This is a genomic window from Nocardia amikacinitolerans NBRC 108937 (genome assembly GCF_001612615.1).
Classification (GTDB): Bacteria; Actinomycetota; Actinomycetes; order Mycobacteriales; family Mycobacteriaceae; genus Nocardia; species Nocardia amikacinitolerans.
Map to the genome: position 1 here is coordinate 1 of NZ_BDAU01000064.1, position 13,922 is coordinate 13,922.

Consider the following 13,922-nt stretch of genomic DNA (forward strand, 5'->3'; position numbering starts at 1 on the left):
GGGGTGGTGAACTCGGCCACGGCGTCGCCGCCGGTGTTCACGAGGAACTCGGTGCCCAGGTGTGGGCCCATGCCGGGCAGCGACTCGATGATCGCGGCCTGCGGGTGTTCGCGGAAGCGGGTGGTGATCTGTTTGTCGAGGTCTTTGATCTCGCGATCCAGATCGAGCAGTTTGACCGCGAGCCGCTTGATCAGTGTGGCGGTGGTGGCTTCGCCGGGCACGGCGATGTCCTGGGTTCCGGCCGCGGCGACCGCTTGGGCTGCCATCGCGGGGATGCCTTTGCGCCAGGCCCCATGGTCGGTGAGATACGTTGTGACGCCGTCTATTCCGGCTTCGCGGACTTCGGTGGGGGTGCACAGTCCGGCGACCAGGATCAGCGGCGAGCGCGTCGAGTAGTCGAACGCGGCCTCCAGCGCCGGGAAGATCGAGGCGAGCATGGCGCGCAGCTGGTTGACCCCGCGCACCCAGTCGCCCATCAGGTCGCTGCGGTAGCTCGACAGCTGCGTCAGCTCGGCGACCAGCTCATCGGGCGCGGTCACCGGTTGCAGATCCCCGCGCATGCGGGCGGTGTCGGCGATGACGCGGGCGTCCTTGGCGTCGGTCTTGCCCTCACCGCGGAACACACCGGTCATGGTGGCCACCATTCGGCAATCAGAGGCCGGAGCGTCCAGCACGGCGGGGCAGCCATTCCTGTGAAGCCACAACAACAGCAAGAAACCATCAGCTACACCCCACCGCCCTGGGCATCCGGGGCACCAACCCCAGACACCAACAAACTTAGGGAGAACACCATGACCGACCTGCGTCATCGCTATGCCGAGGTCAATCGCGTCCGACTGCACTACGTTGAAGCCGGCGAAGGCCCGGCGGTCATCCTGTGCCATGGCTTTCCGGAGCTCTGGTACAGCTGGCGTCATCAGCTTCCCGCGTTGGCACAGGCGGGCTACCGGGTCATCGCACTCGACATGCGAGGGCACGGCGAGTCCGACGCACCGGCGAACGTCGAGGACTACGACGTGTGCCGCACCGTCGGCGACGTGATCGGCCTGATGGACGAACTCGGCATCAGTAGAGCGGCTTTCGTCGGCCACGACGCCGGCACGTCGACGGCATACACCGCCGCCCTGATGCGGCCGGATCGAGTGCGTGGCGTGATGGGGCTCTCCGTTCCTTACATTCCCAGGGGCCCGCTCAGCATTCTCGAATCCTTCGACGGCGCAGTGCCGCCCGGCTTCTACATGGTCTATTTCCAGGAGCCCGGCCGCGCCGAAAAGGATCTCGAACGCGACGTCACCGAAAGCCTGCGACGCATCATCTACGCCAACTCCGGCGAGAATCCACAGGTTCCCTTCCTCATGACCGTGCCGGAAGGCGGCACGCTGATCGACGAACTTCCCGCCCCCGCGGGCCCGATCGGTTTCCTGTCCGACGCCGACCTCGACGTCTACGCGACCGCCTATTCCCGCAGCGGATTTCGCGGCGGCCTCAACGGCTACCGGGTTTTCCATCGCAACTGGGAACTCACCGCCGCGTGGAACGCTGCCGCGCTGCCCGTGCCCTGCGGCTACATCGGCGGCACCGCCGACACGGTGTTGCACTTCCCCGGCTTCCGCACTGCGGCGGAGGCGATGGGACCAGCGACCTTCCTCGACGGAGCCGGTCACTGGATTCAGGCGGAGCGACCGGACGAGGTCAACGCCGCGCTGCTGTCGTTCCTCGGGTCGCTCCCGGACTGAGCGGCCGATCGCGCGACCACCGCACACCTTTCGCCGAGGAGACATCATGCGTCTTTACACCACAGACCAGGGCATCGCCAGAGAGGACAGCCCCGGTGTGCTCACCGTGCTCGACCTCCCGTTCGCGGACGTGGGCGAACTGCTGCGCGGACCCGGGCTCGAGCTCGCCGCGACAGCGCCGCCGAGGCAGGTCGTGCCGCTGCACCGAGCAAGCCTGCACCCCGTTCTGCCTTGTCCCGGCAAGATTCTCGCCGTCGGCCTGAACTACCCCAGCCACGCCGAGGAGGCACTGGAGAAGTTCGCCGAAGCCGGACGCCACGACGTGACCCTGCCGACCGAGCCCAATGTGCAAGTCATCGCCGGATCCGCGGCGGCAGCGCACGACGGGCCGATCGTGCTACCCGCGGTGGCGCCCGGCTACGTCGACTACGAGGGTGAGGTCGGTGTGGTGATCGGTCACCGCGCCACCGGTGTCGGCGCAGCCGAAGCCTGGCGTCATGTCGCCGGGCTGACCGTGATCAACGACATCACCGCCCGCGACATCCAGCGCCGGGCATACGCGGGTGACCCCATCGCCTCGATAGCGATCGCCAAAAGCTTCGATACGTTCAAGCCCATCGGTCCCTGCCTCGCCACAACCGACGAGTTCACCGAGCCCCTCGACCTGCGCATCCGTACCTGGGTGAACGGTGAACTGCGCCAGAACGATCGGACGAGCAACTTGCTGCACCGCATCCCGGAACTCGTCTCGTACCTGTCCCGCTATCAAACGTTGGAAGCCGGTGACGTCATCGCCACCGGAAGCCCACGCGGCGCGGGACAGTTCACCGAGCGCTTCCTGCGACACGGAGATGTCGTGGACGTGGAAGTCGAAGGCGTCGGGATACTCAGCAATCATGTCCTGACAGCCTGACGCGTTCCTCAGACGGCCCGCCCGGCGTTCCGCCGCGGCGGGCCGTTCTGATTCGCATGCACCACTGAGCAAACGCACAAGTGAGTTGATTGCGCTCTCCGCCGATACACCTGTGCGCCGGTCCTCGACGGCGAGGACCGGCGCACGGTAGGGAAAACGAATCGCCCTATGCGACACCAACCGTCGAGTGGCCAGCGCGGTAAGCGTCCATTAGATCGACCACCCGGGCACGGTAGCGATCGATATTCGCCAGCTTGATGGATTCGTATCCGCGAACCATGTCCGGCAGCTCGGCGATTTCGACGGCCAGAGCGAAATTTTCGGGCCGCAGATCCGCCAGCAATTCCTCGACCAGCCGACGATATTCGGCGATCAGTGCGCGTTCCTGCCTACGCACTTCGGCCATGCCGAACGGATCGAACCTGGTGCCCCTGACCCGGCGCATGGCAGTCAGCAGCCGATAGACAGGCCGGAACCACGGACCGAGTTCGATCTTGCTCCGCATGCCGAGCGCACGCAGGATCGGCGGGTGCAGGCGGTACGACATGCGGGCGCCGGGACCGAACTCCGCCTCGATGGCGGCGCGCAGGGCGGGGTCGACCGACAGCCGGGCGACCTCGTACTCGTCCTTGTAGGCCATAAGCTTGTAGAGGTACCTGGCTACCGACTCGGTGAGCTGCGTCGAACCGGGAACCCGTTCGTCTTCGTGCTGCCGCACATGCTCGACGAATCGACCGTATTCCCTTGCATACGAGAAGCTTTGATAGTCGACCAGGTCGGGGATACGGACGGTGACCAACCGCGTCAGCTCGTTCCGACGACCGGATGCCACCTCGGCGATCAATTGCCGGACTCGCTGCGGCAGTTCGCGATTCGTGCCCGCAGCGAGCGACTTTCCCACTACCGCCGACTCGAAAGCCGCAGCATCCGCGACGGCCAGGCGGCCGAAACGGAACGCCCGAACGTTGGCCTCGACCTGCACTCCGTTGAGCGCGATGGCCTGCTCGACAGCCGAGGGGGACAGCGGCAACGAACCGGATTGCACTGCCACGCCGACCAGCAGGAAGTTGGCATACTGGTCGGCACCGAGCAAGGCGTTCGCCGCGCGCCGGGCATCGAGGAAGATCGCCTCGCGGGTCGTCGCGAGCAATGCGTCCCGAATGGGCTCGACATCGGGGAAACCCACGGCGGTATCGATGACCATTCGACCGGTGGGAACCTCGCTGGTGGAGATCACCGCCGCCGTCCGTTCCGGACTCGCCGCCGCCAGGTACCGTGGCTCTGCGGCGACCAGGATGTCGCATCCGAGATACAGATCGCACTCCTCGGCCGCCGCCTTCGCCGCCTGGTCGGTCGGGTCGGCGGAGATCTTGATGTCCGAGACGACGGCTCCGCCCTTCTGCGCGAGGCCGGTCTGGTCCAAGGTGCGGACCTGGCGGCCGGCCAGCGCCGCGGCGGTGCCGAGCACCTGCGCCAGGGTGACCACACCGGTGCCGCCCACTCCGGTGATGCGCGTGGTGTGGGTTCCGTCGAGCGCGGAAACCGGCTCCGGGAGGGCGTCGGCGTCGAGCAGTGGCGCCCGGGTACTGCCTGCGCGCTTTCCCGCTGGCACCACGGTGATGAACGAGGGGCAGTCGCCCGCCAGGCAGGAGAGATCCTTGTTGCACGAGGACTGGTCGATTCGCGTCTTGCGCCCGAATTCGGTGGCGATCGGCTGGACCGACAGGCAGTTCGATTTCTCCCCGCAGTCCCCGCAGCCCTCGCAGACCCGTTCGTTGATCACTACCCGCTGCGCCGGTTCCGGCGCGAGTCCGCGTTTGCGCTTGCGTCGCAGTTCGGTGGCGCATTCCTGGTCGTGGATGAGCAGGGTGACACCGCGCGTGCCCACGAGGACATCTTGGGCTTCGATCAGCCGGTCGCGATGCCAGACCTCGACGCCTTTCGGCAGTTTCGCCTTACGATAGCTCCTGAGATCGTCGGTGGTGACGATGATGCGGGTGACTCCCTCGGCGACCATGGCCGCGCAGATGGCCGGTACCGTCATCAGCCCGACGGCCTGCTGTCCACCGGTCATGGCGACGGCCGAGTTGTAGAGCAGCTTGTAGGTGATGTCGACTCCGGCGGCGATCGCGGCTCGGATCGCCAGGCTGCCGGAGTGATGGAAGGTACCGTCACCGAGATTCTGGATGAGATGGTCGCGCGCGAGAAACGGCGCCATACCAATCCATTGGGCACCCTCGCCGCCCATTTGGGTCATCCCGACCACCTCGCCCACCTGTTTGGCGTCCATCAGTGTCACCATGGCGTGACAGCCGATTCCGGCGCCCACGGTGGCGCCCGCGGGAACCTTCGTCGAGACGTTGTGCGGACAACCCGAGCAGAAATACGGCGTGCGGGTCACGAGAGGCAGCGCGATCGGACCACGTCGACGGCGCGACTTCGCGAACCAATCGTCGACCGAGGGGAAGCCACCGATCCTGGTCAGCCGCGCGGCCAAACCGGTCGCGACGATGTCGGGGTCGAATTCTCCGTCGGCCGGAAAAAGCGCCGCGCCGTCCGGCATGTGCTTGCCCGAGACGGCGGGTGCGTCGGGTCTGCCGTAGAGCAGACCCTTGACCGCCGTCTCGATCAGTGGGCGCTTCTCCTCGACGACGATGATCTCGGACAGTCCGTCCGCGAACTCGTCGACGACACCGGGCTCAAGTGGGTAGATCATGCCGAGCTGGAGCAGCCGCACACCGCCCCGCGCCAAGTCGTCGTCGAATCCCAAGGCACACAGGGCCTGCCGAACATCCAGGGATGTCTTTCCCGCGGAGATGATGCCGATGCGATCCGAAGGACTGGAATGCGTGATGCGATCGAGCCCGTTCGCGGCGGCGTATCGGCGGGCGATTTCCAGGCGCGCGCCCTCGCGGCTCCGCTCCAACGCGCCCAGCGCAGGCTGCAGGACCTGGCCGGTCACCTCGTGCCGGTATTCGGCGCCCTCCACGGTCAGATCAGGAACGACAGGACGGATCCGGTCCGGGTCCACCTCCACCGTTCCCGACCCGTCCGCGACATTGGTCACCACCTTCATGGCCACCCACAACCCGCAGGCACGCGACATGGCAATGCCGTGCAGGCCGAAGTCGAGCGCCTGCTGCGGATCGGCCGGATAGAGCACCGGCAGTCCCAAGTCGGCAAGGAGCAGCTCGGAGGCTCCCGGCACGGACGACGACTTCGCCGCCGGATCATCGCCGACCAGGGCCAGCACCCCGCCCTCGGGGTGGGCGCCCATCAGATTGCCGTGCCGAACGGCGTCGGCCGCGCGGTCCAGCCCGGGAGATTTCCCGTACCAGATCGCGCTGACGCCGTCGACGCGCTTGTCGGATTGCATTGCGGCGAGCTGAGTTCCCTGCACGGCGGTCGCCGCGAGTTCCTCGTTCACGCCCGGGCGGAACACGATGTCGTGCCGGTCGAGCAACGCGGCGTTGCGTTCGAGTTCGGTGTCATATCCGGCGAGTGGTGAGCCTTCGTATCCGGAGATGAAGCAGGCGGTACGGCGTCCGGCTCGTTCGTCCGCGCGGCGCAGATCCACGGGAATCCTCGCCAATGCTTGGATTCCGGTGAGATGAAGGCGTCCGTGCTGCACGGTATATCGGTCACGTGCTGAAGCGACCGACGCTGATTGATTCGTCACGACAGAGGGATTCCTAGCGAAGAGAAAGTTCAGGAGACGGAAGAGGTTGCCCCGCAGGCGGAATCGAGCGCTGCCGCCAGGTCTCGGGCGGCCGTGGCCGACGAACTGTCGGTCCGCCAGGCGATGTGCCCGTCGGGGCGAACCAGAATCGCGCCGGTGTCGGGGATACCACACAGGCCGGGTCCGGCGATCTCGAAGTCACGCCGTGGCACGCACACCTGCACAGGGATTTTCGTGTCGATTTCGACGAGAGCGTGTCCCCAAGCAGCGCCGTCGCGACCGGTGATCAACGTGAACCCTGGGATCAACAGGTCGTGCGTCGAGATGGTGACGCCGTTTCTGTTGATCCACGCGTGCGGGAGCCTGCCACCGGGCACCGCCACGGTGAGTGGGTCCGCCCCCGTCCCCGAGGGGCAGCCGACGCCGTAGACGTAGCCGATCTCGAGTTCGAGATAGTCGAAGTGGGGGCGCTGCGCAGGGACGGATTTCGCCAGTCGCTCGCGCTCGGCGGCTGCCACCGCCGGGTCCGAGCTTTCCAGCCGGGCGGCCACGTCGAGGGTGTTGGGCCCGATTCCGGCATCGGCCATCTTCATCGCGTTGGCGACGCTGCTTTCGGCATTGGCCACCGCGACGGGGCGGCGCTCGGATTCGTAGGTGTCGAGCAAGGTTTCGCACCCCCAGCCGTTGAGCACCGCCGCCAGTTTCCACCCGAGATTGTCCGCGTCGACCAGTCCGGTGTTCATGCCGAGACCTCCGGTCGGCGGGAATTGGTGCGCCGCGTCGCCCGCCAGGAAGATTCGCCCCTTGCGATACTGCCGGGCCGTGCTCGCACCGAGAATCCAGGTCCCGACCGAACGCACGTCGACCTCGAGGTCGGGCGCCCCGACACCGCCCCTGATCAGCTCGGCACAGCGCTCCACGGTGTAGTCGGTCACCGACTCCCTGGCGGGGTCGAATCCGAAGTTGAACGTCCAGCGGTTGCCGCCCATGCGGATGAACACGCCGGGGCAGGCGGTGTTGAGCACCCAGAACAGCAAGGCGGGATCCTCGTCGGTCCAGCGCGACAGATCGGCGTGGAAGTAGACGTTGATCTGACGCCCGAACTCTGGAATGCCCTCGACGTCGATGCCGAGGCCACGCCGGATCTTTCCGGACGCTCCTTCCGCGGCCACGACGTAGTCGGCGCCGAATCGCTTTTCGCCGTCGCGAGTTTCGACGCGTACGTCGACCGAGTCGCCGTGATCGAGCACGGATGTGACGCGCGCACCGTAGCGGACATCGGCCATGCCCTGCCGGTACACCGCTTCGAGCAGCCGCCGCTGCACCCGATCCTGCGCACACGAGCCGACGGTCACGGGTGACGCCCCGAGCCGTCTCGCCAGGTGCTCCGCAGGTGCGTCGGCGAGGTCGATCCGCCCGAACTCCGCACCGGAAACGGTGTGCTTCCAGACGAAGCTGAGCCCGCAGTTCAGATCGACCGCGTCCTCGATGATCTCGTCGTAGACGCCCCAATGACGCAGCAACTCCATCGATCTCGTATTCACCACGTGCGCGCGGGGGTGCGGGTTGATGCCGTCGAACTGATCGCAGACGATGCTGCGTACGCCGTGCGTGCCGAGCACGTACGCGGTAGCGAGCCCGACCGGGCCTGCGCCGACGATCAGGACCGGAATATGTTCGTCGCTCACGGCCGCTTCACCAGCTCCGCCAGCGGTTCGCCCGCCTCGAATCGGGCGATCAGCTCTTCCGGAACGAAGTCGACGCCGATCGGGTTGGTGACGAAGGCGTCGGACTCGAAGAACGCCTGCGTCTCCTCCTCGGTGGCGAAACTGTCGATCTGCAACTCGATCTGGTTGCCGTCCGGATCCCGGTAGTACATCGAGATCGTCGGACCGTGGTTGATGCTCCAGAAGGGCTGCACGCCATCGGCTTTCAATCGCTTGTAGTTGTCGAGCAGGTCCCCGAGGGAGGCGTAGGTGAAGGCCATGTGGTGCATGCCGGTGTGGGCGTCGGTGGGCTGTTCCGACGCACCGGTCGCGATGAAGGCGACCCGATGGTGTTCGTCGTCGTAAGTCATGAACGCCAACATCTCGTTGGCAAAGGCCACGCGACCTTCGAGCACGTGCAGATACCAGTCGGTCATCTCCTGCAGGCGATTGGTCCGCAACACGATGTGGGCGAGTTTGACGGGTGACGCCATCGTTGGCACCTCCGAGCGATGTGGCGAGAAGAAGTTCTCTTGAATGTGACTCAAGACACGATAGCGATCTCATGAATGGCAGTCAAGAGGTGGCGCGGACCGATCCCCCGCCAGAATGGACGCATCAGCGCAGAGCAGAGCACGCGGCAGTGGTCGGCAAGAGCGACGACCTGAGCCAGGGCGTCACGGACCCCCCGGACGCCTCGCGCCCGGGGCAATCACCGAATCAATCGGCCACGACCAGCGGCGACCGTCAGCGAGCGGCTTTTGCGGTCGCGGAAGCGACCAGCGCATCGGTCACCAGATCGATCAAATCGCCGACCGGGCGATCCAGGCGGCGCGTGCTGACCAGAACGCCCTCGAACAACACATGCCCCGCATCGGCGATCAGCGCCACATCGGCGCCCTTCGGCAGCCGGTTCGAGATCGCGGCGAACAGACGTTCCTCGAGCCATCGCTGAATTTGTTCGTAGGCGATCCGAACAGACTCCGACTCCGCCATCCGCTCGTACGCCTCGCGGTGCAGCGCCCGGTATGGCTGCACCGCGGCCAGCAGCCCGACGAGCTCGTTGCGCGGATCGCCGCCGAGCTCCGGATCGGCCTCCACAGTGGCCCGTGCGGCGGCGAAGATCGAGGTCAACGCCGCGGCGAACAGGTCGTCCTTGGTCGGGAAGTACCAGTGCACCGCCGCGGGCGCGATACCGGCGGCGCGGCCGACCGCGGCCACGCTCGTCCCGCGATAACCGTTGGCGGCGAAGAGTTCCACAGCGTGCTCGACGACGGCCGCTTCACGCTCGGCCTTCGGGATCTGCTGTCGATTCCTGGGCATGACGTGAGCTTACTGCCACCTCTTGACTGCGAGTCAGGACTGCTCTTAACTGTCAGCCAAGAGCGGTGAGGCTGCCGCCATCGATCGCGGAGGTACCGAGATGCGTCTGTACACAACCAACGAAGGAATCGCACGCGAGGACCGGGCGGGCACGCTCTCCGTCCTGGACCTGCCGCAGCGGGATCTCGGCGAGTTGCTCGACGGCCCCGGTCTGAACGCCGCGCGGGCGGCCGGAACGCTCCGCGACATCCCCCTGGACGCGGCGATGATGCACGCTCCCGTGCCCCGACCGGGCAAGGTCGTCATCGTCGGACTCAATTTCCCCAGCCACGCCGAGGAAGCCTTGGCCGCGTTCGCCGCCATCGGCCGCACCGACATCGAGATGCCCAGCGAGCCCAATCTGCAGATCACCGCGGGATCGGCCGTGACCGGACCGAGGAACCCCATCGTCCTGCCCGGGGTCGCTCCCGCGGAGGTGGACTACGAGGGCGAGCTCGCCGTCGTGATCGGATGCGCGGCCACCGGCGTAGGCGTCGAGGACGCCTGGAAGCACGTGGCGGGACTGACCGTCGCCAACGACGTGTCGGCCCGCGACATCCAGCGCCGCGCGATGACCGGCGACGCCGTCGCGTCGATCGGCGTGGCCAAGAGCTTCGACACCTTCAAACCGCTCGGCCCGTGTCTGGTCACGGCGGACGAGTTCACCGATCGAGTCGACTTGCGTATTCGGACCCGCGTGAACGGCGAACTGCGCCAAGACGATCGAACGAGCAACTTCATCCACTCGATTTCCGAGATCGTTTCGCATTTGTCGAAGTACCAGACGTTGTTGCCCGGCGACGTGATTTGCACGGGGACCCCGCGTGGCGCCGGACTCTTCTCCGGCAGCTTCCTGCGCGAAGGCGACATCGTCGAAGTCGAGATCGAGCGGATCGGCGTCCTGAGCAACCCGGTGGTCGCCGCGTGAACGCCGCGACGAACGACCTCGGGGCCACCGCCCGCGCGATCGACGAGCTCACCGAGGTACCACTCGTCGAGCACGCTCTGCCCGCCACGATCTACGACCTGCTGGAGCGATCCGCGCGACGGCACGGCGAGAAGCCAGCTCTCCATCTGCTGCCCGGCGGGAACCGCTGGGACGAGCCGGAGACCTGGAGCTACACCGAACTACTCCGACGGACGACCCGGGCCGCGAATCTCTATGCCGCACTGGGGCTCGAGCCCGGCGGTGTCGTCGGCCTCATGCTTCCGAACACCGGAACGACCTACGCTGCGCTGCTCGGGGCACAGGCCATCGGCATCGCCAACCCGGTGAATCCGATGCTCGCCACCGAGCACATCATCGAGATTCTCCGTCTCACCGAGGCCCGGATACTCGTCGCGCCCGCACCGGCGCTCGACCCCGCGAGCTGGGACAAGGCGTGCGCGGTCGCGGAAGCGTTGCCCGCACTGCGAGCTCTGGTCTCCGTCGGCGGGCCGGTGCGCACCGCCCCGGGCACGTGGGTCGGCGATTTCGAACAACTGGCCGCAACCCGGCCCGCGGACGGGCTCACCTTCGAGCGTCGGCCGGACGCGTCCGATATCGCGGCCTATTTCCATACCGGCGGCACGACCGGCGTGCCCAAGGTGGCCCCGAACACCCACGCGAGCGAGGTCTACGTCGCCTGGGCGCTCGGGCAGCACGGCGCGTTCGGCGGCGACACCGTGGTGCTGACGGGGTTGCCGCTGTTCCACGTCAACGCCATCCTCATCTCCACTCTCGCCCCCTTCGCGAAGGGAGGCACCGTGGTATCGCTGGGCAGTCTCGGGTTCCGGGATCGCGAGGCGGTGACAGACTTCTGGCGAATCGTCGAACGCTATCGGGTCACGACTTTCTCGGCGGTTCCGACGGTGTACGCCTCCCTGCCACCGGTGCCCGACGGTGTGGACCTCTCCACTCTGCGCGCCGGGATCGTTGGCGCGGCTCCGTTACCGAGCCGTGTGCGCGCCGAATTCGAGTCCGCCACCGGTGTTTCGATGATCGAAGGATACGGGCTCACCGAGGCGACCTGCGCGAACACCATCGGTCCGATGATCGGCGGCAAACCAGGGTCCATCGGACTTCCACTGCCGTATCAGCAGATCAAGGCCGTCCGGATCGGAACCGACGGAGTTCCGTCCGGCGACTGCGGTCAGGGCGAAATCGGTGTCTTGGCGATCAAGGGCCCCAGCGTGTTTCCGGGGTATCTCAGGCCAGGGCCGGACGGCCCAGTCCCGGATCCCACGGGTGTGATCGTCGACGGCTGGTTGATCACCGGTGATCTCGGCAGGATCGACTCGGACGGCTTCGTCCACCTCACCGGGCGCGCCAAGGACATCATCATCCGCGGTGGCCACAACATCGATCCACGCCTGGTCGAGGACGCGATGCTGACTCATCCCGATATCGTTGCGACCGCGGTCGTTCCGTGCCCCGACCGGCATTCGGGCGAAGTTCCTGCGGCCTATGTGGTGTTGCGACCGGGCGCCGATCCGGATCCCCGTGAACTTACCGCCTGGGCGGCACAGCACGCGCCGGAACCAGCCGCCGTCCCGAAGTTCATTCACACGCTCCCGTCCATCCCGCTCACCGCCGTCGGCAAAGTGAACAAGGTCGCCCTCGCGCACGACTCGGTCGGCCGTGTCGTGTCCCGCGAACTCCAGGACGCGCAGCTTTCCGGCGAGGTGACGGTGAGCGACCGTAACGGCCGGCCGCACGCACAGATCATCCTCGCGAACGATGCCGCCCCAGACCGCCTCGGCGAGTTCCGCGAGCGCTTGAACGCGTACTCCTTCGGGCACGACATCGAGACTTCGAGGACTTCCGGCGCATGAACGTCAGCACGCCGACCGAGAATCCAGTAGTGCGCCCGGACCAGGAAGCGGGCTCATGACCACTGCCCTCGTGGGACTGTCGCACTCACCCCTCATCGGCAGGAACGATCCGGTCCCGGACATTCTGCAGCGTGTCTATGCGGAAATCGCCGCCACGCGGGCGTTCGTCGCCGAATTCGCGCCAGATCTGGTCGTCTTGTACGCACCGGATCACTACAACGGCTTCTTCTACCGTCAGATGCCGCCGTTCTGCCTCGGGACCGAAGCGTATTCGGTCGGCGACTTCGGTTCGCGAGCCGGCTCGCTGTCGGTCGATGCGACCGTGGCGAAGCAGCTGGCCCGCGGTGCACTCGAGCGCGGCATCGATCTGCCCGTCTCCGCGCGGATGGCGGTGGACCATGGATTCGTCCAGCCGCTGGAGATCTTGTTCGGCGGGGTGGACCGCATTCCGGTCGTCCCCGTTTTCGTCAACGGCGTCGCAGCGCCATTCGGTCCGCTGCACCGAATCCGTGCTCTCGGAGCAGCTCTCGGTGCGGCAGCGCGAGACCTCGGCATGCGAGTCCTGTTCGTGGCCTCCGGCGGACTGTCTCACGACCCGCCGATTCCCATCCTCGAGAACGCGCCGCGGCGCGTCGCGGACGCACTCATCGACGGCTACCCGCCGACTGCCGAACAGCGTCTACGCGACGAGCATCGGGTGTTGCAGGCGGGACACTCATACGCGTCGGGATCGACCACGATGGCGCCGATCAATCCGCGGTGGGACAACCTCGTCCTCGATACCTTCGAAGACGGCAGGCTCGCCGACATCGATGACTGGACGCCCGAGTGGATGGGCGCCGAAGGCGGCGGCTCCGCGCACGAGGTACGCACATGGATCGCGGCGTACGCCTCGCTGGCCGCGACCGGCCCCTACCGGATGACGTCACGGTTCTACCTGCCAATTCCCGAATGGATCGCGGGCTTCGCCATCACCACCGCCATCCCCGAAGAATCCTGTCGAGAGATTCGAAGTTCTTGATTCCGGTGGCCTGACCGCACGGATGGACCAGACGATGACAGGGCATCGCCACCGGTATTCGCCGATGAGACTCGATACCCGGGGACGAGTTGCCGCTGAGGTCGACAACTATGCAAGCGCGCCCTTATCACCGGCGGCCAGCCACCCCACAACCCCACTTCACAGACTTCCAATCGACCATTAGCTATGGATTCGCTATGGCGACAATTAGTCGGCGTGCCGACGAGCGACACGCCGAGGCGGGTGGCCGCGACTCGACACCGTCTCTCACTCACCAGGCTCGGCGCGGCAGCCGCGCAGCGTCTCACCAAAATCTCACACTTTCAGCGGCAATCAACGGGCATTTGCAGGACGCGATGGGAAGTAGCGTAACGCCAAATCGCCTTCCAGCCAGTCGCTTTGGGTATCCGTGAGACACGTTCAGAAGACTAGAACCTGTGTCAAGTGGTCGCAGGTTCAAATCCTGTCAGCCCGACACAGGCGAAGGCCCCTCTGACCAGCGTCGGAGGGGCCTTCTTCGTCATCCGACCACCCGGAGTTGGGGACCGTAGGTGCTTGGAGAGCAGGTTCCCGTCCTCGACCAGCGCCTGGATATCCGGGTGTAGGTAGCGCTGGGCAGGCGGGTAGCCCGCCCCCTGTTGCGCAGGCCCACCCAGTCCAGGGCCAGTCGTGGGGCGCTAGTCGAACGACT

Annotated in this window: 10 protein-coding genes; 5 read left to right on the forward strand and 5 right to left on the reverse strand. The window is 66.4% G+C overall.

All coding sequences use genetic code 11. From position 1 onward, the window contains the following. On the reverse strand, positions 1-884 hold an 884-nt coding region (locus NAM01S_RS32070; protein ID WP_307188712.1), incomplete at its 3' end, for an IS110 family transposase. Between NAM01S_RS32070 and NAM01S_RS32075 the strand changes: the two genes are divergently transcribed. Beyond that, complete coding sequence (locus tag NAM01S_RS32075) at positions 792-1,736, forward strand: alpha/beta fold hydrolase (protein WP_067792746.1); 945 nt, start codon at positions 792-794, stop codon at positions 1,734-1,736. The two genes, NAM01S_RS32070 and NAM01S_RS32075, sit on opposite strands and share 93 nt — an antisense overlap. A 46-nt stretch (positions 1,737-1,782) precedes the next feature. Continuing rightward, complete coding sequence (locus tag NAM01S_RS32080; protein ID WP_067792749.1) at positions 1,783-2,649, forward strand: fumarylacetoacetate hydrolase family protein; 867 nt, start codon at positions 1,783-1,785, stop codon at positions 2,647-2,649. Between the two features lie 166 nt (positions 2,650-2,815). Here NAM01S_RS32080 and NAM01S_RS32085 read toward each other — a convergent pair whose 3' ends face one another. From NAM01S_RS32085 to NAM01S_RS32100, 4 genes are all read right to left on the reverse strand, one after another. Further along, a complete protein-coding gene (locus NAM01S_RS32085) occupies positions 2,816-6,328 on the reverse strand; it encodes an indolepyruvate ferredoxin oxidoreductase family protein (protein WP_067792751.1) in 3,513 nt (1,170 codons plus the stop codon). A 29-nt stretch (positions 6,329-6,357) separates the two neighbouring features. Continuing rightward, positions 6,358-8,016, reverse strand: coding sequence for an FAD-dependent monooxygenase (locus tag NAM01S_RS32090; RefSeq protein WP_067792754.1), 1,659 nt, complete (start codon positions 8,014-8,016; stop codon positions 6,358-6,360). Continuing rightward, a complete protein-coding gene (locus NAM01S_RS32095; RefSeq protein ID WP_067792757.1) occupies positions 8,013-8,528 on the reverse strand; it encodes a VOC family protein in 516 nt (171 codons plus the stop codon). The genes NAM01S_RS32090 and NAM01S_RS32095 overlap by 4 nt, the downstream gene beginning before the upstream one ends. Positions 8,529-8,781: 253 nt before the next feature. Beyond that, positions 8,782-9,294, reverse strand: a complete 513-nt coding sequence (locus NAM01S_RS32100; RefSeq protein WP_067792766.1) for a TetR/AcrR family transcriptional regulator — start codon at positions 9,292-9,294, stop codon at positions 8,782-8,784. A 163-nt stretch (positions 9,295-9,457) separates the two neighbouring features. Between NAM01S_RS32100 and NAM01S_RS35515 the strand changes: the two genes are divergently transcribed. From NAM01S_RS35515 to NAM01S_RS32115, 3 genes are read left to right on the forward strand one after another with little or no spacing between them, the layout of a single operon-like run. Continuing rightward, positions 9,458-10,324, forward strand: a complete 867-nt coding sequence (locus NAM01S_RS35515; protein ID WP_067792760.1) for a fumarylacetoacetate hydrolase family protein — start codon at positions 9,458-9,460, stop codon at positions 10,322-10,324. Beyond that, complete coding sequence (locus NAM01S_RS32110; RefSeq protein ID WP_253799499.1) at positions 10,321-12,210, forward strand: acyl-CoA synthetase; 1,890 nt, start codon at positions 10,321-10,323, stop codon at positions 12,208-12,210. Before NAM01S_RS35515 ends, NAM01S_RS32110 begins: the two co-directional genes overlap by 4 nt. A gap of 55 nt (positions 12,211-12,265) precedes the next feature. Then, positions 12,266-13,231: a 3-carboxyethylcatechol 2,3-dioxygenase gene (locus NAM01S_RS32115; RefSeq protein WP_067792763.1), complete on the forward strand. Its 966-nt coding sequence runs from the start codon at positions 12,266-12,268 to the stop codon at positions 13,229-13,231. The last annotated feature ends 691 nt before the right edge of the window (positions 13,232-13,922 follow it).